19 protein-coding genes are annotated in these 18,027 nt (G+C 75.1%); 8 read left to right on the forward strand and 11 right to left on the reverse strand.

Annotated elements, in window-relative coordinates; all coding sequences use genetic code 11:
• Both A6V29_RS02265 and dinB read right to left on the reverse strand, forming a co-directional pair.
• Window positions 1–337 (reverse strand): SCO2097 family morphological protein (locus A6V29_RS02265; protein ID WP_137158783.1); only part of this gene is annotated, 337 nt, incomplete at its 3' end.
• 125 nt (window positions 338–462) lie between these two features.
• Window positions 463–1,749 (reverse strand): DNA polymerase IV, encoded by a 1,287-nt coding sequence (dinB, locus tag A6V29_RS02270; RefSeq protein WP_249932935.1) that lies wholly within the window; start codon window positions 1,747–1,749, stop codon window positions 463–465.
• A gap of 218 nt (window positions 1,750–1,967) precedes the next feature.
• Between dinB and A6V29_RS02275 the strand changes: the two genes are divergently transcribed.
• The 3 genes from A6V29_RS02275 to A6V29_RS02285 all read left to right on the forward strand — a co-directional run bounded on the left by A6V29_RS02275 (window position 1,968) and on the right by A6V29_RS02285 (window position 4,530).
• Window positions 1,968–2,243, forward strand: a complete 276-nt coding sequence (locus A6V29_RS02275; protein WP_137158784.1) for a BatC protein — start codon at window positions 1,968–1,970, stop codon at window positions 2,241–2,243.
• 311 nt (window positions 2,244–2,554) lie between these two features.
• Complete coding sequence (locus A6V29_RS02280) at window positions 2,555–3,580, forward strand: cupin domain-containing protein (protein WP_349642931.1); 1,026 nt, start codon at window positions 2,555–2,557, stop codon at window positions 3,578–3,580.
• Window positions 3,577–4,530, forward strand: coding sequence for a ferredoxin family protein (locus tag A6V29_RS02285; protein WP_137158786.1), 954 nt, complete (start codon window positions 3,577–3,579; stop codon window positions 4,528–4,530). Before A6V29_RS02280 ends, A6V29_RS02285 begins: the two co-directional genes overlap by 4 nt.
• A gap of 3 nt (window positions 4,531–4,533) precedes the next feature.
• Here the strand turns inward: A6V29_RS02285 and A6V29_RS02290 are convergent, their stop codons facing one another.
• The 3 genes from A6V29_RS02290 to A6V29_RS02300 all read right to left on the reverse strand — a co-directional run bounded on the left by A6V29_RS02290 (window position 4,534) and on the right by A6V29_RS02300 (window position 7,009).
• The gene (locus A6V29_RS02290) at window positions 4,534–5,709 is read right to left on the reverse strand and encodes an alkaline phosphatase family protein (RefSeq protein WP_137158787.1); all 1,176 of its coding nucleotides are present in this window, start codon (window positions 5,707–5,709) and stop codon (window positions 4,534–4,536) included.
• Window positions 5,706–6,458, reverse strand: coding sequence for a methyltransferase domain-containing protein (locus A6V29_RS02295; protein WP_137158788.1), 753 nt, complete (start codon window positions 6,456–6,458; stop codon window positions 5,706–5,708). The genes A6V29_RS02290 and A6V29_RS02295 overlap by 4 nt, the downstream gene beginning before the upstream one ends.
• A 65-nt stretch (window positions 6,459–6,523) precedes the next feature.
• Window positions 6,524–7,009, reverse strand: coding sequence for a VOC family protein (locus A6V29_RS02300; protein WP_137158789.1), 486 nt, complete (start codon window positions 7,007–7,009; stop codon window positions 6,524–6,526).
• Between the two features lie 121 nt (window positions 7,010–7,130).
• Between A6V29_RS02300 and A6V29_RS02305 the strand changes: the two genes are divergently transcribed.
• Window positions 7,131–7,544, forward strand: a complete 414-nt coding sequence (locus tag A6V29_RS02305) for a GNAT family N-acetyltransferase (protein ID WP_249932936.1) — start codon at window positions 7,131–7,133, stop codon at window positions 7,542–7,544.
• A 75-nt stretch (window positions 7,545–7,619) separates the two neighbouring features.
• A complete protein-coding gene (locus tag A6V29_RS02310; RefSeq protein ID WP_137158790.1) occupies window positions 7,620–7,820 on the forward strand; it encodes a hypothetical protein in 201 nt (66 codons plus the stop codon).
• Between the two features lie 11 nt (window positions 7,821–7,831).
• Here A6V29_RS02310 and A6V29_RS02315 read toward each other — a convergent pair whose 3' ends face one another.
• The 6 genes from A6V29_RS02315 to A6V29_RS02340 form a co-directional block, all read right to left on the reverse strand.
• On the reverse strand, window positions 7,832–11,593 hold the full coding sequence (locus tag A6V29_RS02315) for a DNA polymerase III subunit alpha (RefSeq protein ID WP_137158791.1): 3,762 nt from the start codon (window positions 11,591–11,593) through the stop codon (window positions 7,832–7,834).
• Window positions 11,590–12,069 carry an SAV_6107 family HEPN domain-containing protein gene (locus A6V29_RS02320; protein ID WP_170977656.1) on the reverse strand — a complete coding sequence of 160 codons (480 nt, stop codon included), beginning with the start codon at window positions 12,067–12,069 and terminating at the stop codon, window positions 11,590–11,592. Before A6V29_RS02320 ends, A6V29_RS02315 begins: the two co-directional genes overlap by 4 nt.
• Window positions 12,069–12,392 carry a DUF6504 family protein gene (locus tag A6V29_RS02325; protein WP_137158792.1) on the reverse strand — a complete coding sequence of 108 codons (324 nt, stop codon included), beginning with the start codon at window positions 12,390–12,392 and terminating at the stop codon, window positions 12,069–12,071. The genes A6V29_RS02320 and A6V29_RS02325 overlap by 1 nt, the downstream gene beginning before the upstream one ends.
• Window positions 12,393–12,571: 179 nt before the next feature.
• On the reverse strand, window positions 12,572–14,005 hold the full coding sequence (locus A6V29_RS02330; RefSeq protein WP_137158793.1) for an HNH endonuclease signature motif containing protein: 1,434 nt from the start codon (window positions 14,003–14,005) through the stop codon (window positions 12,572–12,574).
• 178 nt (window positions 14,006–14,183) lie between these two features.
• Window positions 14,184–14,714, reverse strand: coding sequence for a carboxymuconolactone decarboxylase family protein (locus tag A6V29_RS02335; protein ID WP_137158794.1), 531 nt, complete (start codon window positions 14,712–14,714; stop codon window positions 14,184–14,186).
• The gene (locus tag A6V29_RS02340; protein ID WP_212718950.1) at window positions 14,711–15,598 is read right to left on the reverse strand and encodes an SDR family oxidoreductase; all 888 of its coding nucleotides are present in this window, start codon (window positions 15,596–15,598) and stop codon (window positions 14,711–14,713) included. The genes A6V29_RS02335 and A6V29_RS02340 overlap by 4 nt, the downstream gene beginning before the upstream one ends.
• 115 nt (window positions 15,599–15,713) lie before the next feature.
• Here A6V29_RS02340 and A6V29_RS02345 point away from each other — a divergent pair, with 115 nt between their 5' ends.
• The 3 genes from A6V29_RS02345 to A6V29_RS02355 form a co-directional block, all read left to right on the forward strand.
• Window positions 15,714–16,238, forward strand: a complete 525-nt coding sequence (locus A6V29_RS02345; RefSeq protein WP_137158796.1) for a YbaK/EbsC family protein — start codon at window positions 15,714–15,716, stop codon at window positions 16,236–16,238.
• The gene (locus A6V29_RS02350; protein WP_137158797.1) at window positions 16,235–16,828 is read left to right on the forward strand and encodes a GNAT family N-acetyltransferase; all 594 of its coding nucleotides are present in this window, start codon (window positions 16,235–16,237) and stop codon (window positions 16,826–16,828) included. The genes A6V29_RS02345 and A6V29_RS02350 overlap by 4 nt, the downstream gene beginning before the upstream one ends.
• A partial coding sequence (locus A6V29_RS02355; RefSeq protein WP_137158798.1) for a phytoene desaturase family protein occupies window positions 16,825–18,027 on the forward strand: 1,203 nt, incomplete at its 3' end. The genes A6V29_RS02350 and A6V29_RS02355, both read left to right, overlap by 4 nt.

The raw sequence follows: 18,027 nt of genomic DNA on the forward strand, positions 1-18,027 counted from the left end.
GGCCTGCGGGGCGGCCGGGCCCCGAGCCACGGCCGCTCGCCGGGGCCGGGCCGGCCTCGACCGCGCCGGTGGCGACCTTGTAGTGGAGGACGGCGAGGGCCGCGCCGCCGAAGGCGACGAGGAAGCCGAGCGCGCCGATGAGCCACTGCTGGGCCACCGCGCCGCCGACGAGGATCGCGAAGCCCACGAGGACGAGGCCGGCGCCGATCTGCAGCCGGCGCCGGGCCTTCAGCCGGCGGTCACCGGTGCGGACCGAGGAGGCGAACTTGGGATCGTCATCGACGAGGGCGCGCTCGATCTGCTCCAGCAGACGCTGCTCGTGCTCGGAGAGCGGCACGTCGACCTCCAGGTGGGCGGAGCCAGGACCGTCGGAGGCTCGCGCCGACGGTGCTATCGAGGATACGAGCCCTGAGCGGGCGGCGAAAGGCGACGGTACGGCGAGCCGCGGGCGACCCGCCGATGTCACTCCTCCGAGTGGTCGACGACCGAGCGCCCCCGAAGGTTCCGGGCAGCTCCGGACTGCCTGTCGGCAGGGCCGGGACCTGCACGGACACCGCGCCCCGGGCGCCCGTCGCGGCGCAGCAGGCTCGCCGGTCGGACGGCTCCGGCGCCGAATCGCCGGGCGGCGCGGTCGGCGGCCAGCTCGGCGTCGCGGCGGCCGTGCTCGCGAGCCCCGAGCTCCAGCTGCTGCGGCGCCGAGCCCGCCTCCACCAGCCGCTCGGCCCGCACCCCCACCAGCCGGATGCGCGCCCGGTCCAGGCCCAGCGCGTCGAAGAGCGACCGGGCGGTGTCGTAGAGCTCCTGGCCGACGTCGGTCGGGACGTCGAGGGTGCGGCTGCGGGTGATCGTGGCGAAGTCGGCGAACCGGACCTTGATGCTCACCGTGCGGGCCAGCCAGCCACCCGAGCGCAACCGGCCGGCGGTCCGCTCCGCGAGCAGCAGCAGCTCGCGGTGGATGACCTCCGGATCGTCGACGTCGGTGCCGAACGTCTCCTCGTGGCCGGTGGACTTCTCCGGTTCGTCCGGCACCACCCGGCGCGGGTCGCGGCCCCACGCCAGCTCGTGCAGGTGCGCGCCGCTCGCCGTCCCCACCGCTCGCTGGAGCGTCTTCGCCGGTACGTGGGCCAGGTCGCCCACGGTGCGCAACCCCAGCCGCAGGAGCTGCTCCTCGGTCTTGGGGCCCACGCCCCACAGCGCACCGACCGGCAACGGGTGCAGGAAGTCCAGGACCTCCTGCGGCCGGACGACGAGCATCCCGTCGGGCTTGGCGCGGGTGGAGGCGAGCTTGGCGACGAACTTGCTGCCGGCGACGCCGACCGAGCAGGTGATGCCCTGCTCGTCGAAGACCCGGGCGCGGATGTACTCGCCGATCTCCGCCGCGTCGCCGAGCCGGCGGCCGGCGCCCGCGACGTCGAGGAAGGCCTCGTCCAGGCTCAGCGGCTCCACCAGCGGGGTGATCGAGCGGAAGAGGGCCATCACCGACCGGGAGACCTCCGCGTAGAGCGCCAGATCGCCGGGGAGCACCGTCGCCGTCGGGCACAACCGCAGCGCGCGGGCGGTGGGCATGGCCGCGTGCACCCCGTACCGCCGCGCCTCGTAGGTGGCGGAGGTGACCACGCCCCGGTTGCCCGCGCCGCCCACGATCACCGGCGTGCCGGCGAGCTCCGGCCGGCGGCGCACCTCGACGCTGGCGAAGAACGCGTCCATGTCGACGTGCAGCACGGTGCACCCCTGCGCCCGACCTGTCATCGACACCTCCTCGTTCGAACACCTGTTCGCATGACGAGTCCGAGAGTAGCTCTCCTCCAGGCGCGTGGGCGCGCCGATCGACGGGTCGTGTCGCAGTCGTGATCCGGCCCGGCCGCTCCCCTGGTCGGGCGGCATGTGTCGGGCCAGGATGGGCGAGGTAAGCAGCGAGGCGAGAGCCGCCGCCCGGCGGCCCGAGACCCACAGAAGGCGGAGGCACCATGGCGCTCGACGACATGACCAGCGGCGACGGCGGAGCCGACGGCGGAGCCGACAGCGGCGCGCACGGTCCGGCCGACAGCGGCGCGGGCGGCGCCGACCACGGCGCGGCAGGCACGGAGGCGGGCCGCGACGGTGGCGCCGACGGCGGTGCTGACGGCGGTGCTGACGGCGGCGCCGACGGTGGCGCGGACGGCGGTGCTGACGGCGGCGCCGACGGCGGCGCCGACGGCGGTGCCGACGGCGGTGCCGACGGTGGCGCGGACGGTTCGGCCTGACCGAGAACCCGACCACCCGGGGCCGGGCGCAGCAGCTGCGCCCGGCCCTGCGGCGGTGCACGAACCTCGACCCGGACGTCTTCGCCGAGGAGTACTGGGCCCGCCGGCCCCTGCTCACCCGCGCCGAGGACCTCGGGAGCTCCTTCACCGACCTGCTCGACCTGGCCGCCGTCGACGAGCTGCTCTCCCGCCGGGGCCTGCGGACGCCGTTCCTGAGGATCGCCAAGGACGGCTCGGTCGTCGACCCCTCCCGCTTCACGACCTCGGGTGGCGCCGGCGCCGAGATCGGTGACCAGGTCTCCTCCGACGCCGTGCTGCGGCTGTTCGCCGACGGCAGCACCGTCGTGCTCCAGGGCCTGCACCGGCTCTGGCCGCCGCTGATCGAGTTCGCCGACCAGCTGGCCGCCGAGCTGGGCCACCCGACGCAGGTGAACGCCTACGTCACCCCGCCGTCCTCGCGCGGCTTCAGCCCGCACTACGACGTGCACGACGTCTTCGTCCTGCAGGTCGCCGGCGAGAAGCACTGGACCATCCACGAACCCGTGCTGCGCGACCCGCTGCGCACCCAGCCGTGGGCCGACCGGGCCGGCGAGGTGGCCGCGGCAGCCGAGCGCGAGCCGGTGATCGACGCGGTGCTGCGTCCCGGTGACGCGCTCTACCTGCCCCGCGGCTACCTGCACTCGGCACGGGCGCTGGGCGAGATCAGCGCGCACCTCACCGTCGGCATCCACTCCGTGACCCGCTGGGCGGCCGCCGAGTCGGCGCTGGACCTGGTGCGCACCCTGGCCGCCGAGGACCCCGGCCTGCGCGGCTCGCTACCCCTCGGCGTCGACCTCGCCGACCCGGCCGTCGTGCGCGACGACGTCGTCGCCGTGATCGCCGGCCTCCGCGAGTGGCTCGACCGGGTCGACCCGGACGAGGTCGCCGACCGGCTGCGCGCCCGCACGTGGGCGCAGGTGCGGCCCGAGCCGGTCGCTCCGCTGGCGCAGTCCGGTGCCGCGGCCGCGCTCACCGCCGACTCGGTCCTGCGGCTGCGCCGGCGGCTGCGCTGCGCGTTGCGGGACGGGGACGACGGCCGGGTGACCCTGCTGGGCGGGCGCCGGTCACACTCCTTCCCCGCCGCGGTCCGCCCGGCCCTGGCCGAACTGCTGGCGGTCGGGGAGCTCAAGGTGGGCGACCTGCCGGGGCTGGCGGCCGACGAGCAGCTCGATCTCGCCCGGCGGCTGGTGTTCGAGTCGGTCGCCGTGGTGCCGGACGCCGAAGTACCGGATGCCGCAGTGCCGGACGCCGCAGTGCCGGACGTCGCAGTGCCGGACGTCGCAGTGCCCCACCCGTGACCGTCGGCGAGCCGGACGACTTCTGTCGCACGGACCTGCCGGCGCTGCCGACCGGGCGCCTGGACCCGGCGCGCTGCTCGGTGCAGGCGCTGGAGCGCGGCGACTCGGGGATGGCCACCGCCTCTCCCGTGCAGCGCTGGCTGCTGGTCGAGCAGCCCGGTCCGTGGGGCCGGGACGCGCTCCTGCAGTCCCGGTTCGACGCCCGGATCGCGCCGCTGCTGGCCGAGCGGGCCCGGCGGGAGGGTGTCCGGGTGCTCCTGGTGCGCCGGCCGGGGGCCCGGCTGGCCGACTCGGGGCAGCGCTGGGGCTACGCCGACGGCCGACCCGGCCGCGAGGGGCTCTGGTGGTCGGCGCGGGCGTCCGACGCCGATCTGCTCGACGTCCCCTGGGACGGCTCGGTGGGGACGCGGTCGGACCGGCCGACCTACCTGGTGTGCACGCACGGTGGCCACGACGCCTGCTGCGCCCTGCGCGGGCGGCCGCTCGCCCGCGCTATGCCCGCGACCGACGTGTGGGAGTGCAGCCACCTCGGCGGTGACCGGTTCGCGGCGAACGTCGTCGTCCTGCCGCACGGCTTCTACTACGGGCAGGTGCCCGGGGACGGCGGGCTGATGGTCGCCGCGCACGAGCGCGGCCAGGTGGCCCTGGCCTGGCTGCGCGGCCGGGCCGGGCTCCCGGCGCACGTGCAGGCTGCCCAGCACGGCGCCCGCGAGGAGCTCGGCCGGCTGGGGATCGACGACCTGCACCCGGTGAGCGCGAGCCGGGTGCCGGAGCCGGCTCCGGACGTCGAGCGCTGGGCGGTCTCGCTCGCCGACGGCGACCACACCGTGGAGGTCGTCGTGGAGAGCCGGCCGTCCCCCGAGCCGGTTCGGCTCACCTGCCAGGCCGAACGCCCGGGCCGGGTGCGGACCTGGCACTGGCTCTCGGTGACCCGCCGCCCGACCGGCTGACCGTCAGCTGAGCCCGGACCCCGTGGCGCACAGCAGGGGGATGGCGAGCTCGGTCGCCGTGAGCGAGCCGTGGTAGGCGGCCAGCCGACTGGGCCCGGGCTCGCGCTCGGTGGCGGTCAGCGCCCAGGTGCCCCGCGCAAGTGCGACGACGTCGCCGATCCGGTCGGCCATGCCGTCGTCGACGGGACCGAACATCCCGCCGGCCACGGCGTCGTCGCGGCCCACGACCCAGGCGCGCTCGCCGAGCACCTCCCGCCACCGGTCCAGGACGTCGGCGGCGGCGCCGGGGACGGTGTGCACGTACCGGGCGCGCGGTTCACCGGCCAGCAGGGCGACGCCGTCGCCGAGCTCGGGCACCGCGTCGATGTCCAGCCTGGTCGCCGCCGGGACGTCGAGCATCCCGTGGTCGGCGGTGATCAGGAGTGCAGCGTCGGCGGGCAGCCCGGCGACGAGCTGCTCCACCTGGCGGTCGATCAGCTGCAGCTGGGCGCGCCAGCCGTCGGAGTCCACCCCGCGGACGTGGCCGGTCAGGTCGAGATCGGCGATGTAGGCGTAGACGAGAGCGCGCGGCGACGCGGACAGCGCGTGCAGGACTGCCGCGGAGAGGTCACCGGCCCCGACGGTTCCGGCGTACGTGGCGCCGCGGTACACCGCGCGGGTGAGGCCGCTGCGGGCGAACGCGTAGGGGGCGACGACCGTCGCGGGCACCCCGGCGGCCTCGGCCCGCGCGAACACCGTCGGGCGCGGCTGCCACAGGTCGGGATCGGGGTCGTCGGTCCACTGGGTGTGGGTGAGCGTGCGGCCCTCCTGCCCGGGGACGGCGGTGACGAAGCCGAGCACGCCGTGGCTGCCCGGCGGCATGCCGGTGGCCAGGCTGGCGAGGCTGACCGGCGTGGTGCTCGGGCACGGCGCGGAGAGGTCACCGACGGGGGCGGCCAGCGAGGCGAGGGTGGGTGCGAGGTGGGCGTGCTGCCGGACGAGGTCCGCGCCCAGGCCGTCGACGAGCAGGACGGCCACGCGCCGGGCCCCGGCCAGCACCGTGTGCAACCCCAGCGGGTCCGCCGGGAACTCGTCCCGCTCGAGCGGGACGCCCAGGGCGGCGGCCACGCCGGGGAGCACGTCGGCGAGCGAGGCGGTGCCGTAGGCGGGGCGGTGCAGGTCCGGCGGCAGTGTGGTCACGGACGGACCGCGAGGACGTGCAGGCCGGTGGCCACCTCGCGGTACGGCGAGGCCTCGGCGAGCGCGAGCTCGAGGGCGCCGACGGCGCCCTGGTCGGCACCGGAGGCCGCGTCGAGGAGGTCGGCGACGACGGCGACGCCGCGCCACGGCCCCGGTCGCAGCCCGGCGCCCTCGACCAGCGCGAGGAGGTCGTCGGGGGTGAACCGGCGGCGCACGGCCAGGCGGGTGCGGGTGTCGGCGGGCTCGTGCTCCCGGTGCAGCGCCAGCGCCTCGACGGGGTGGCCGGCCAGCGCGCGGGCGAGGACGGCGCCGGCCCGGTTCGCCGCCGCCACGCTGACCTGCCCGCCCGGGCGCAGGGTGCCGGCGATCTCCCGCAGGGTGGCCGCGGGGTCGTCGACGACCTCGAGCACCGAGTGGCACAGGGCCAGGTCGTAGCCGTCGCCGGGGGCGAGGGCGGGGAGCACCTCGTGCAACAGGTCGCCGTCGCCCTGCACGCCGTGCACCCGGTCCCCCACCCCGGCCGTGGCGGCCCGGCGGGCGAGCGTCGCGAGCGCGTCGGCGCTGGGGTCGACGACGGTGACGGCGTGACCGAGCCGGGCGAGCGGGACGGCGAACATGCCGCTGCCCCCGCCGACGTCGAGAACGCGCAGCGGCGTGCCGGCGCCGATCACCGGGTCGAGCGCTGCCCAGACGGCCGCGCCCCGGGGTGGGAGCTGCTCGGCGGAGGAGGTCGCGGGAGCGGTCGGCACGAGCCGAGCCTAGTGGCGGGTGCTGGTCCGGGCTCCGTCCCGAGCGCGCGGCGGCCGTGTGGGTGTCAGGCAGGGACGGCGTCGGCGGCGCGCCGCATCTCCTCGATGTCGATGCGGCGCATCTGCAGCATCGCCTGGGTGGCCCGCAGCGCCCGGCCCGGGTCGGGGTCGGTGAGCAGCCGGTCCAGCTCCTCGGGGAAGACCTGCCAGGAGACGCCGAACCTGTCCTTGAGCCAGCCGCACATGCTCTCCTCGCCGCCGTCGACCAGCCGGTCGTAGTACCGATCGGTCTCCTCCTGGTCCGCGCAGACGACCTGGATGGAGATGGCCTCGGTGAACTGGAACATCGGCCCGCCGTTGAGGGCCGTGTAGGGCCGCCCGTCGAGGCTGAAGTCGACGGACTGGACGGAGCCCTCCGCCATGGGTGGCGGCATGCCCGGCCCGAAGCGGGTGATCCGGCCGATGCTCGAGTTCGGGAAGATCGAGGTGTAAAGCTGGGCGGCCTCCTCGGCCTGGCCGTCGAACCACAGGCACGTGATCTGCTGGGGCATGGCTGGTCCTCTCGCGGTGCTGATCGCTGTCGAGGAGTAGGACGGTGCCGGGCGCCGCATCTCATCGACCGCCGGAGAAACGCAGGTGCCGGCGGCCGGTCTCGTCACCTAGCGTGCCGGCGTGCCTGCTGCCTCCGACGTCGATCTCGCGTGGCGCGGCCCGCTGAGCGATGCCGAGATGGTCGAGCTCGTCCGGGCCCACGGGGGTTCTCCGGTACCGGGGTGGTGGGACCGCATCCGCCCGCACAGCCTCGGCTGGGTGACGGCGCGGGTGGCCGGGACCCTGGTCGGCTTCGTCAACGTCGCCTGGGACGGCGGCGACCACGCCTTCCTCCTGGACACCAAGACGCGGACCGACCACCAGCGCGAGGGCATCGGGACCCTGGTCGTCGCGGCAGCGGCCGAGCAGGCGAGGGCAGCCGGTTGCGAGTGGCTGCACGTCGACTTCCGGCCCGAGCTGCGCCCCTTCTACCTGGACGCCTGCGGGTTCCGGGAGACCGAGGCCGGCCTGGTCCACCTGCCGTCCCTCTCCTGAGGGCCGATCGGTTTGCCGGTGCCGGATCGGCGGGCAGGTCCCGGTGGTTGTGACCCACCGACGCCAGGAGTTCCGATGCCCCGGTCTGCCCGTCCCCGCATGATCCGCGCCGCGCTGAGCGCGTTCGCCATCGCCGCCGCCGCCTTCACGACCGCCGCCTGCGGTTCCGACGTCGTCGACGACGACGTGGAGCAGAACATCGAGGAAGGCGTGGACGACGCCGAGCGGGAGATCGAGGAGTCGACCGACGGCGAGGACAGCGACGGCGAGGGCTGATCGCCCGCCTGTCAGTGCCCGGAGCTGCCCGGACTGGAGTGCCAGAGCTTGCGGGGTGGGCCGGCGGCGGCGCGGCGGGCGGCCGTCCCCGCGTCGTCGCCAGCCGGCTTGATGTCGGCGTAGGGCGACATCCGGAAGCCCGTGGGGTGCACCAGCACCGGCCGGGCCATGACCGGCCGGCTGCTCCGGGACGCTGCGGCTCCGGTGATCGCCTGCTCGGTGATCTCCCCCGGTGCCGCCATCAGCTCGCGCACCGCCTCGAGCCCGCCGGTCTCCCACGCTTCGTGCAGGGCCGGCAGTTCCCAGGCCCCGGTGGCCCGCAGGGAGACCCCGCGCGCACCGGTGCGCCGCAGGACTCCACGGATGACCAGCAGCCACGAGTGGAAGACCGTCGCGGCGTAGGGGCCCTGCGCGTCTTCGAAGAAGGTCGAGTCGGTGCAGCCCGATCCGTCGTCCAGGGTCACGAACACCACCCGCCGGCCCGACCTGATCGGCGGGGTCTGGGTGGCGACCTTCACCCCGGCGACCAGCACCTCCGCCCCGCTGCGGCAGCCGAGCAGCTCGCCCGCCGGCACCGCGCCGAGCGCGGCGAGGAACGGCTTGTAGAAGTCGACGACGTGCCGGCTGGCGTCCAGGCCGAGCACCTCCAGCTCCGCGCGGACCAGTTCGGCGTCGGTGAACTCCGGCAGCCCGCTGCCCTCGGCCCAGGCGGGCGTCTCCTCCTGCTGCTCCTCGGACTCCCCCAGCCCCAGCAGGTCGAGGCTCAGCTGGCCGGCCGAGCCCGCCCGCGCGCCGCTGCGACTCCACCGGTCCAGCTCGCCGATCTGCAGCAGCAGGTCACGGCGGGTCAGCTGCCGGCGCCGGTGCGTCGGCCGACGGGACTCGCGATCGCGCACCCCGAACCCGTAGAGCGAGTCGAAGCCGCCGGCCAGCACCAGCCGCTCCACCACCGGGCGCGACACCGATGCCCGGGTCCAGAAGTCGGTGAACGACCGGTAGGGCTGCCCGGCGACGATGCTGGCCACCTCGTCGTCGGAGATGCCCTTGACGTCGGCCAGCGCCAGCCGGATGCCGTACCGCGAGGGATCGACCATCGACGCCGGCATCCACTCCGGCCGCTGCCATCCCTCCCCCGGGGTTTCGTCACACCCCGCTGTCCCGTGCTCGTCCGCCGTCCCGATCCGCTCGACCCGGTAGGTCGCGCCCGAGGCGTTGACGTCGAGGCCGAGCACCCGGATGCCGAAGTTGCGGGCGTCGTCGAGGATCAGCCGCTTCGGGTACATGCCCGGGTCGTGGGTGAGCACCCCGGCGAGGAAGGCCGCCGGGTGGTGGGTCTTCAGCCAGGCCGACTGGTACGTGGGCAGGGCGAACGCCGCGGCGTGCGCCTTGCAGAAGCCGAACGACCCGAAGGCCACCAGCACCTGCCAGACCTGCTCGGCGACCTCCACCGGATAGCCGGCGTCCAGCACGCGGGGCATGAACCACGCCCGCACCTCGGGGTGGGCGTCCTTCTCCCCCAGCGCCCGGCGCACCTCGTCGGCCTCGGCCAGGGTGCACCCGGTCATCCGGGACACCACCTGCAGCACCTGCTCGTGGAACACCACCACCCCACCGGTCTCGGCGAGCGCGAACTCGAGGTCGGGGTGCGGGTACTCCGCGGGGCGCCAGCCGTTCCGGGCCAGGAGGAAGGGGGTCACCATGTCGCTCTTCACCGGGCCGGGCCGGAACAGCGAGATGTCGATGATGATGTCCTCGAAGGTCTGCGGCCCGAACTTGCCGACCAGTTCGCGCTGCCCCGGTGACTCGATCTGGAACATGCCGAGCGTGCGGGTCGAGCGGATCAGCTCGAACGTCGTCGGGTCGTCCCGCGGAACGGCGTCGATGTCCACGCACCTGCCGTCGACCCGCTCGATCTCGTCGAGGGCGTGCGCGATCGCCGACTGCATGCGGATGCCGAGCAGGTCGAGCTTGAGCAGCCCGATCTCCTCGACGTCGTCCTTGTCGAACTGGCTCATCGGGTAGCCGAGGTAGCTGCTCTCGACGGGGGTGCGGTCGAGCAGGGTGGTGTCGGACAGCAGCACGCCGCAGGGATGCAGCGCGATGTGCCGGGGCAGCCCGTCGAGCCGGGCGACCAGGTCGAACAGCAGGTCCAGGTCCCCGGACCCGCCGGCCCGCTTCGAGCCGTACCGGCTGGCCCGCAGCTCGGGCAGGTCGCGCAACGCCGCGTGCACCTGGTTGGCGCGGATGTGCGGGAACGCCTTGGCGACGGCGTCGATCTCGGCCGGGGGCAGCCCCAGCGCGGCGCCGACGTCGCGGATGGCGTGCCGCACCCGGTAGGTGTCCATCATCGAGATGCAGCTGACCCGGTCGGCGCCGAACCGGTCCAGGACTGCGTCGTAGACCTCCATCCGCCGGGCGGATTCCACGTCGATGTCGATGTCGGGCAGCTGGTGGCGCAGCGGGGACAGGAACCGCTCCATGAGCAGGCCGTAGCGGATCGGGTCGACGTCGGAGATGCCGAGCAGATAGGTGACCAGGCTGCCCGCGCCCGAGCCGCGCGCCGCCGCCCGAACCCTCAAGCTCTTGATGAGGTCGACCACGTCGGCGACGGTGAGGAAGTAGGAGGGGTAGCCGAGCGAGTCGATGACCGCCAGCTCCTCCTCCAGCCGGCTGCGCACCCGCTCGGTCAGCGCCATGCCGCGCCGGCCCAGTCCCGCCTCGCACCGGGCGCGCAGCACCTGGGACGGGCCCATCCCCCGCTCGGCGGGGGTGGTGACCACGTCGAGCTCGGGATAGCGGACGCTGCCGATGCCGAGGTCGTCCCGGACGTCGACCGCGCACTGCTCGGCCAGCCGGGCGGTGCGCTCGAGCAGCCGCAGCGCGGCATCGCGGTCGGGGCCGGTGAGGTCCTCGGCGACCTCGGCCATCTCCTTGCCCGACTTGAGGTAGCCCTCGGCGGTGCGCCGGTCGACGTGCCGGAGGTCGAGCGGGACCAGCCGACGCGCGGAGTCGAGGACGTCGGCGGTCGGCGCGTCGAGGGCGTCGACGTACCGGACGGCGTTGCTGAGCACGACCGGCACGCCCTGCTCGGCGGCGAACCGGAGCATCGCCTGGGCCCGCTGGCGGTCACCCCGTCCGCGGTGGTGGACCACCTCCAGGACCAGGTCGGACCCGAAGACCGCCCGCCACGTGTCCAGCTGGGCCGCGGCCAGGTCGCTGCGGCCTGCGGTGATCGCCCGCCCCACCGGCGAGTCGGGGCCGAGCAGCGGAGTCAGCCCGGTGGCGTGCTCGGCGGCCATGGCCAGCGAGCTGACCGGCTCGCCGCGGGTGCCGCGCAGATGGGTGGTGCTGGTGAGCCGGCACAGCGACGCCCAGCCTGCGCCGTCCCGGGCCAGGAAGGTGACGCGTGGCAGCCGGGGGTCCACCGTCGCCCCACCCCGGACCGGCCCCTTCCGACCGCCGGTACCGGGCAGCTGCAGCCGCGGCGGCCGGGCTCCGGAGGCCGCGCCACCGAGCGCGTGCGCGAGGGCGGGGGGCACGGTGGTGTCCAGCGCGGGCGCGACGGCGAGGTCGACCCCGAAGATCGGCCGGATCCCCGCCGACCGGCAGGCCAGGGCGAACTTGACGGCACCGTAGAGCCCGTCGCGATCGGTGAGGGCCAGAGCGCCCATCCCGTGCTCGGCGGCCCGCGCGACGAGGTCGGCGGGGTGATTGGCGCCGAAGCGCATCGAGTAGCCCGAGGCGACGTGCAGGTGGACGAAGGGATCGCTCACCGGTGCGGCTCGGACGCGGTGCCACCGACGGCGCGGGGGCGCGGATAGGCCCGTTCGGCGCCGACGCCCAGGCAGGTCTCCACGACCGCGAGGAACGAGCCCACGTCGCGGACGAGGTCGTCGGCCTCCCGCTCGGTGACCGCGCGGGACAGCCCCGCCTCGGCGGCGGCGCGCTTGGCCGCGCCGGCGGCGAAGAAGGTGGCCCACTCCCCCAGCTCGGGGGCGACCTGGCCGAGCAGCACCCAGGCGCTGCGCGGGCGACGGCGGCCGGCCTCGGGCCGGGTGCGGGCGGCGAGCACGGCGGCGGCGGCCCGCAGCGCCGACAGGTGAGCGGTGGCGTAGCGCTGGCGGGGATCGGTGCAGCCGGCGGCCTCGGTCAGCCCGCGGCGGGATTGGTCCAGCAGCGTGATGGCAGCGGCGGGCAACGCCGGGGGCAGCGGCAGCTGACCGTCGGTCAGCACTCGGGCGGCGCCCATCAGTCGTGCACCCGGACGAGCCACCAACGGTTCGCGACGGCATCCCAGGACAGGTCGTAGACGCCGGCGAAGTCCATCCGCGAGCGCCCCGCCCGCACCGCCTCGACCCGCCACACCTCGCGGGGGGCGACCAGGTCGGCCGACGCTCCCCCACCCGCGGAGTCGCGTTGCCACCAGGGAGCGGTCTCCCGCCACGAGTCGAGCAACTCCCCCACGACGTACCGGGACTGCCCGCGCCAGAACTGCACCGGCCCCAGCGCGCCCAGCTCGACCTGCACCTCTTCGCCGACCCTGTCGACCGCCTCGCCCAGCACCCGGCTCATGACAGACTCCCCACCCCTCGACCGCTCCCCGCGCCCGGACCCGCCCCGGTGGGGAAGGACCGGGGACGGGTGGACCGGCGGGACCGTTCCGACCATCGTTCGAACACGTGTTCGAACACCTCCAGTAGACAGGAGCCGGCCCGCGCCGTCAAGACGACGCGGGCACGTCGTGATGGGACTCAGAGCTGCAGCGGATCCGGTGGGGCGAGCTCCTCGAGCCACGGCGGATCGGGCTCGGGCTCGTGGAACCAGCCGGGGGGACGGGTGGTCCGCGAGACCCCGCTCGGCGTCCGGACCACGAGCCGCCCGTCCTCGAGCAGGGTGAACGACCAACCCCGGGCGAAGGTCTTGATCCGGTGGTGCCGCCGGCAGAGGCAGCACAAGTTCTCGCAGGCCGTCGTGCCGCCGTCGGCGTAGGGGTGGCCGTGGTCGATGTCGCAGCGCTCGGCACGGCGACCGCACCCGGGCACGCGGCAGCGCCGGTCCCGGACGGTGACGAGGCGCCGCTGCGCGGCGGATGGTTCATAACTGCTGGTGGTTGGTGGAGGGCTCAGCCCCGGCCCGCACCCGGCGGCTCGGCGCAGCTCTGCCCGAGTCGCGACGGCAACGGTCTCGCCGCTGACCGGATCGTCGACGGCTACGGACACCGATCCGCCGGCCGGTAGCGGCGGGAGGGCGAGCTCGTCCAGGGACTCGAGCAGTTCCCGACACTGGACAGCGGAGACGAGGGCCCCATCCAGTTCCGCAGGCGCAGCGCCGGACGGGGCGTTCGCGCGCAGGGCGGGCAGCGCCGCATGGATGTACAGGTGAGCTGTCACCGGCGGCCGGCTGGTGTCCCACGGACGGAGGATCAGGTCGAGCGCCATTGTGGAGCGCAGCAGACCCATCGGCCGCCGGTCACCCTCGGCCCGCATCCAGCGGCCGTACCGGCCGATCGCGTCACGGGCGGCGTACACCATCGGTAGCGGCCCCTCGATCACCAGACGGCCGAGGCCGTCGGCGGTGCGCTCGACGTGCACGTCGGCCCTGCGCTCCGCTTCCCGGCGACGGCGCTCCTTGGCCTCGGAGTCCACTTGGTAGAGGTGGTAGCGGACGCGATCGCCCAGCCGTGCAGGCGCACAATCCTCGGCGCCGGGCAGCACGCGGGCCAGGACCGCGGCGGCCACGGCGTCGGACGCGTCACCGAGCAGGTCGACGAGGATGCGCGCCTTGCGCACCGTCAGCCGTCCCACGAACAACTCGGACCAGACCGCCGCCAGCGTGGTGGTGAGCAGCAGCGACTCGACCGCGAGCTTGGACGCCTCGGCCTCGGAGCAGTTCCGGATGACGGCGAGCTCGGTGACGAAGTCGTCGGAGACGTCGGCGAGCACGGGCTGGCGCACCGCCCGTGAGTCATGGCCGGGACCCCCACGCGCACCGAAGTCGGCATCCCGCTCGACGGACCGGCGCCGGGCCAATTCGGCGATCGCGGCGGCCTGCCGCGCGTGTTCGCGGGCCATGTGCGCGTCGGCAGACCAGATGTCGGCGACGATCTCGAGCTCACTCGACCCGGGCGACATCAGGTCCGCGGGCACGAACGGGATCGGCTCGCCATCCTCCGGCGGCCCTGGCACCCGAGCTCCCCACATGCCCGCACGGTATGCGTCGGGTACGACAGTTTTCGCTGGTCACGACGGCGTCACCACGATCACGTCCGGCCTTCGACGTCCTCCACCGGCACGAATCCGACGTAGTCCGGATCGGTCAGAGCGGTGGAGCCGTGCAGCTCCACATGCACGTGCCGGACGGTGCTCAGCGGTCGGGCGGCACCCGCAGCACGTGCAGCGTCGTGGCCAGCATCCGGTAGTGCCCCACGAGCAGCAGCAGTTCGATGGCGGTGCGCTCGTCGAACTCGCGGCGCACGTCGGCCCAGGTGCCGTCGGACAGGTCGTCGGAGGCGATCAGCTCGTCGGCGACCCGGAGCAGCAGCCGGTCGCGGTCCGACCACTCCGGCGCGTCCGGGCCGGTGCGCACCCGCGCGATCTCGGCGTCCCCGAGCCCGGCACGCCGGGCGAGCAGCTCGTGATGGCGCCACTCGTAGTCGCTGCCCGTGCGGTCCGCGACCCTCAGGATCACCAGCTCGCTCTCCCGGCGCGGCAGCGTGCCGCCCGGCATCAGCCGCCCGGCGAAGTGCAGCCAACCCCAGAAGAGCCCGCGGGTGCGGCCCAGGGTGCTGAAGATGGCGGGCGGGCCGGTGCCGGTCACCCGGCCGGCGAGCCGGGCCAAGCCCCAGGCGAGCACGCCGATGTCGCGGCGGGTGCCCGGCCCGATCCGAGGGCTCACGCGGCCGCCGTCCCGCGGCGGGCCCGCTCCACCTCGGGCAGGACGCGGTTGGCGCCGGCGTTCAGGAGCCGCATCGCCCCGACGTACAGCGGTGGGCAGACGCGCTGCAGCAGGTGCACCAGCCGGATGTCGGAGGAGGTGTAGACCCAGTACCTGTTGCGCCGGACGCCGTCGAGGATCGCGTCGGCGGCCTGCTCCGGCGTGACCGCCCGCCTCCTGAAGAACGCCTGCGCCCGCCGGAACGCCGGCGTCGCCTTGTCGACGCCGGCGATGTCGATCGTCTCGGTCAGCCCGGTGTCCACGCCGCCGGGGCAGACCAGGCTCACCCCGATGCGGTGTCGCGCGAGGTCGAAGCGCAGCACCTCCGAGACGCCGCGCAGGCCGAATTTCGAGGCGCTGTACGCCGCGTGCCACGGCATGCCGATCAGACCGGCGGCAGAGGAGACGTTGACCAGGTGCCCACCGCGTCCGGCGTCGATCATCGGCGGCACCAGGGACTCGATGACGTGGATCGGACCCATCAGGTTGACCTCGATCAGCGCCCGCCACTGGCGGTGCTCGAGCGAGCGCACGGTGCCCCAGGTGGAGATGCCGGCGACGTTCATGACCACGTCCATCGCGCCGTGCGCGCTCGTGAGCCGCCCGGCCAGCGAGCTGACCGCCGCGTGGTCGGCGATGTCGGCGGCCTCGACGAACGGCACCGACCCTCCTGCGGCGCGGATCAGCTCGGCGGTCTCGGCGAGCGGCTCGGCATGGAGGTCGGTGAGGAAGAGGGATGCCCCCTCGCCGGCCGCGCGGAGGGCGACCGCCCGCCCGATGCCACTGGCGGCGCCGGTGACGAACACCTTGGCACCGGACAGCTCGCGGGTGCGGCGACGGAACATGCAGGTCATCGTGGCAGCGCGGGCCCGGGACGGCACCCCGTTCCCCTGGCGCGGAGCGAGCAGGAGGCGTCGCCCGGCCAGCCGCCCTCGGGCGAGGGGTGGAAGGATCGCCGGCATGCCGCCCGCCGACTCCCCCCGGGTCGCCGAGGTCCGCCGCCTCCTGCGGGAGGCGGGCGCCCTCGGCGAGGTGCGCGAGCTGCCGGCCGAGGTGCGCACCGCGGCCGCGGCGGCCGCCGCGCTCGGCGTCCCGGTGGGCGCGATCGCCAACAGCCTGGTCTTCGTGGCCGCCGGCCAGCCCCTGCTCGTGCTGACCAGCGGGGCGCACCGGGTGGACGAGGCGAAGGTCGCCGTCCTCCTGGGGGTCGACGCGGTCACCCGCGCGCCGGCCGAGCTGGTCCGGCAGGTCACCGGCCAGCCGATCGGCGGGGTCGCACCCGTCGGTCATCCGGAGCCGATCGGGACGCTGGTCGACGTCGAGCTCGCCCGCCACCCGCAGGTGTGGGCGGCGGCCGGGCACCCCGCCACGGTGTTCCCCACCTCCTACGAGGAGCTCCTGCGGCTCACCGACGGCACCGCCGCCGAGGTCGGGAACGGTCCGGCGCCCCGCGCCCACGACGTCCCGGAGGCGGTCGCCCCGTGACAGGCACCAGACCCCGGACCCGGATCGTCGAGCTCCCCTCGCGCTGGCTGCGGGACAACATGCACGAGGCCCTCACCATCTACGGCCTTGCCATGGGGTACGACGCCGGTGTCGTGGCCGGGCGGTACGGCTACGCGATCCAGCACACGGAGCGGCCCGGGTTCCGGGCGGTCGGCGCCTTCGCCGAGACGCCGGAGGGAGAACGGCTGGTCGGGTTCGGCTACGGCTACGTGATCGAGCCCGGCCAGTGGTGGCACGACCAGGTGCGCGCCGCGCTCGACCGGCGGACGGCGAAGCAGTGGCTGCCGGGCGCCTTCGAGGTCTGCGAACTGCACGTCCACCCCGACCACCAGAGCCAGGGGCTGGGCCGGCAGCTGCTGCACGCCCTGGTCGCCGACCTCCCGCACCCCGCGGCCCTGCTCTCGACGCCCGACGCGGACACGAAGGCCTTCCGGCTGTACCACGCCGACGGCTTCGTCGACCTCGCCCGCGGCTACCACTTCCCCGGCGACCCCCGCCCCTTCGCCATCCTCGGCGCCCGCCTCCCGCTGCATCCGCGCGACCCGGAACGGGCGAACGACCAGGCGTGAACCCACAGCCATCCGATTCCTCCGTCGACGTGGTGGTGATCGGCTCGGGTCACAACGGGCTGGTCGCCGCCTGCTACCTCGCCCACGAGGGCCTGTCGGTCGAGGTGGTCGAGTCCGACGAGGTGCTGGGCGGGGCCGTCTCGACGGTCGAGCGCTGGCCGGGCGTCCGCGTCGACCGCGGCTCCAGCGCGCACGTGATCGTCCGGCACAGCGGCATCGTCGAGGAGCTCGACCTCGCCGCCCACGGCCTGCGCTACGTCGACTGCGACCCCTGGGGCTTCGCACCCGCGCCGGAGCCGGGGAACCCGGGCCCGGCTGGGCGGCCCCTGGTCTTCTCCGTCGACCTCGACGCGACGTGTGCCTCGATCGAGGCCGCCTGCGGCCCGGAGGACGCCGCCGCCTACCGCCGGTTCGTCGAAGTCTGGGGGCCGCGCAGCCGGGCGGTGGTCGACTCCTTCGGACGTCGCCCCAGCGCCGGTGGCCTCGTGCGCTCGTTCTGGCCGCTCGGCGCACCCCGCGACGGCCGGCCGCGCACCCCTGGCGGCGACCTCGCGGTGGACTTCCTCGGGTCGGGCGATGCGCTGCTGGACCGCTGGTTCACCAGCGAGCGGCTCAAGGCAGCCCTGGCCTGGTTCGGCGCGCAGAGCGGCCCGCCCATGTCCGAGCCGGGGACGGCGGCGATGGTGGGCTGGGTGGCGCTCCTCCACGAGGTCCCGCCCGGCCACCCGGTCGGGGGGTCCGGAGGGCTGACCGCCGCGCTGCGCCGCCGGCTGGAGGCCGACGGCGGCCGGGTGGTGCTCGGCGACGGCGCCGCCCGCCTGCTGGTGGAGGACGACGCAGGCCGGCCGCGGGTCACCGGCGTGGAGACCGTCTCCGGACGCCGGGTGCGCGCCGGGGCCGTCGTCGCCGCCTGCCACATCGGCGTGACGCGCCGCCTGGCCGGGGACGCCGCCCCGCCCGAGCTGGCCGACGCCGACCCCCCGATCGGCAACGGCTTCGGGCTGGTCGTCCGTGCTCTCACCACGTCGCCGCCGGTCTATCCGGGCGCCACGCCCGAGGAGTCGTTGCAGGGACTGCAACTGCTGTGCACCGACCGCGCGCAGCTGGCCGCCGCGCACGGCGACTGGGGTGCCGGGCGCGTTCCCCGCGAGCCGGTCCCCCTCGCCATGTCCTTCTCCGCTAGCTGTACTGCCCAGAGA

Origin of the sequence: Blastococcus sp. CCUG 61487 (assembly GCF_005222955.1) — a bacterium.
Classification (GTDB): Bacteria; Actinomycetota; Actinomycetes; order Mycobacteriales; family Geodermatophilaceae; genus Blastococcus.

What these genes read in the sequence shown, in the direction of transcription:
- A6V29_RS02325 (WP_137158792.1), bottom strand. Translation starts at nt 12,392, where the DNA reads ATGAGCCGGGTGCTGGGCGAGGCGGTCGACAGGGTCGGCGAAGAGGTG.
- A6V29_RS02340 (WP_212718950.1), bottom strand. Translation starts at nt 15,598, where the DNA reads ATGTTCCGTCGCCGCACCCGCGAGCTGTCCGGTGCCAAGGTGTTCGTC.
- A6V29_RS02275 (WP_137158784.1), top strand. Translation starts at nt 1,968, where the DNA reads ATGGCGCTCGACGACATGACCAGCGGCGACGGCGGAGCCGACGGCGGA.
- dinB (WP_249932935.1), bottom strand. Translation starts at nt 1,749, where the DNA reads ATGACAGGTCGGGCGCAGGGGTGCACCGTGCTGCACGTCGACATGGAC.
- A6V29_RS02310 (WP_137158790.1), top strand. Translation starts at nt 7,620, where the DNA reads ATGCCCCGGTCTGCCCGTCCCCGCATGATCCGCGCCGCGCTGAGCGCG.
- A6V29_RS02345 (WP_137158796.1), top strand. Translation starts at nt 15,714, where the DNA reads ATGCCGCCCGCCGACTCCCCCCGGGTCGCCGAGGTCCGCCGCCTCCTG.
- A6V29_RS02320 (WP_170977656.1), bottom strand. Translation starts at nt 12,069, where the DNA reads ATGGGCGCCGCCCGAGTGCTGACCGACGGTCAGCTGCCGCTGCCCCCG.
- A6V29_RS02300 (WP_137158789.1), bottom strand. Translation starts at nt 7,009, where the DNA reads ATGCCCCAGCAGATCACGTGCCTGTGGTTCGACGGCCAGGCCGAGGAG.